This window comes from Flavobacterium pokkalii (genome assembly GCF_014596575.1).
Lineage (GTDB): Bacteria > Bacteroidota > Bacteroidia > Flavobacteriales > Flavobacteriaceae > Flavobacterium > Flavobacterium pokkalii.
Genome location: NZ_NASZ01000045.1, coordinates 1 through 1,972 on the forward strand (window position 1 = coordinate 1; position 1,972 = coordinate 1,972).

A 1,972-nucleotide genomic window follows, 5' to 3' on the forward strand; every position below is an offset into this window, starting at 1 on the left:
TACGAACCATTTTAATCAAACAATAAACGCCATGAGAAAAAATTATTATATATTCGTACTTACGTTCTTATGTATGTTGTGCGGGCAGTTGGGGTATGCATTCGATGGATACCATGGGGAATCCGAAGTTATAAATGAAGTTTTAGAAAGAGGCTTTGCTAATGATACAGATTCAACATGGTTTTTTGATGATGAAGGAAATGCCTTTGCTAGTTTAGACTCTGGTAATGTTTCAGGTGACCTCATTACAAATGATGGCAATTATCATGATTATGATGATGAAGCAGATTATATCATATATTTAGTTGGCGGTCTAAGCGATGAGCAACTCAATGACTGGGCTAATTTAGAAGAAGTTACAGCTTATTATAATCAAAATGGAGACATGATTTATGAAAGCACTTTTCTTGCTGACGTAATAAGAAATCAATTACATTATCTAATAGATCATAATACTTCTCCAACACAAGTGCAAATCATTGATTCAACTATTGATGCAGTCAATCGCTATTATTATGGAGATGGATCAGCTGTTGAACTTGGTCCAGATACAAAACACGAATTATTAAATGACCCTGATTTTATAAGAGTTTCAAATGCATTAATAAATGGAACGGCTAATAGAATTACAGCTGATTTTGCTATACATATGACTACGGATATTTTTCACGTTGGAGATAGTAATGTAGATTATGAGACAACATGTTCAGGCGGTATTTGCACAACAACCTTTACAGCATTTGTAGGGGATGGTTTTAGGGAACCACTGGATATTGATGGTCTAGAGGTTCCCTACCCCTACTTAACCCCAGACGGTCAAGTGAATGCATTAGAACCACACCCTTATGATTATATCCCTTGGACTTTTGAAATCACCTATCAAAACCCAGGTTATCCCGAAAATTAAGTATAAAACACATACACAATGAAAAAACATAGAGCGCTTATTATTTATTTATCACTAGTGAGCTTATTTTTATACATGGACTCTAAGTCTTACTATTATGGCTTCGGTTACGGTATTTTAAGTTCTAAAGTTCCAGAAAGATTTACCATGTATTTCGGCGGTTCTGATCTTGGTAATAGAGGAGTTATAATAAAAGAAAACTTTTTGAATCTAAATATGTTTTACAAAGGTAGTAAATTTGTTGAAATTACAGATAAGAAAGAAAAGGTTTTCATTAAAGATTTTGATGGATACTGGTTTAACAACAAACTTATCATAGTAAAATTTAAAGATAATGATAACAAACAACGCTTTCTTAAAATATACGAGGAAGTTAGTAACGACCTTCATCCTAAAATAAATATTGAAGAGATGAAATATGCACCATTAGATGATTACGATTTAAAGTACATAGATTTGAATTTAGATTTGAGTTATTTAAAAAGATATAGATTATTTAAAAATCTACTCGGTTTTATCTTAATAATAGTAACATTTTTTAAAGCTAAAAGAATTTATAACAATTTATAATCCTATTCGCTCGGTTATTTTATCAGTACCCATAAGTTAATCAACAAAACTACAACCCTAAAAAGTTGTAGTTTTTTTTTGTATTTCAACCCTGCTAGAGTTTTGAACTCTAGCAGGGTTTTGTGTAAAAAAATGCTATTATAGCGCAACAAGCCGACACCATCAACTTTAAGGCTACGATTAATGACAAAGCCATACAGTTCAAAGACACCAAGATAGACCGTGCCATAAACCGTAAAACCAGCCTAGAGTCCTTTCGATTTAAAAACGCTAAGCTGCAAGTAGTAGAAAACCAAGACGATATCTATATCGTGGGCAACCTACAACTCTACAACATCAAAGAACGTGAGGACGAAAAACCCATGTACCTCATCTTGCAAAGCCCACAAGAGCATCCCCAAGAAGCGGGCGAAATCCTTGTGAGCAAACTCATGGTATATCCTAACCCTATGCCTACCAACAGCTTCAAGCTTAGTTTTGACCTAGCTGCCCAAA

Annotated in this window: 3 protein-coding genes; all 3 read left to right on the top strand. The window is 33.8% G+C overall.

Annotated features, from left to right (window positions below):
- Nucleotides 1-907: hypothetical protein (locus B6A10_RS16140; RefSeq protein WP_238929431.1), on the top strand; the 907-nt coding region annotated here is incomplete at its 5' end.
- 18 nt (nucleotides 908-925) lie between these two features.
- Nucleotides 926-1,477: a hypothetical protein gene (locus B6A10_RS16145; protein WP_188221694.1), complete on the top strand. Its 552-nt coding sequence runs from the start codon at nucleotides 926-928 to the stop codon at nucleotides 1,475-1,477.
- A 311-nt stretch (nucleotides 1,478-1,788) separates the two neighbouring features.
- The coding region (locus B6A10_RS16380) for a hypothetical protein (protein ID WP_238929432.1) at nucleotides 1,789-1,972 on the top strand (184 nt) is incomplete at its 3' end.

Bases quoted from the DNA above. Each gene is read 5' to 3' on its own strand.
- B6A10_RS16145 (WP_188221694.1), top strand. From the start codon at position 926: ATGAAAAAACATAGAGCGCTTATTATTTATTTATCACTAGTGAGCTTA.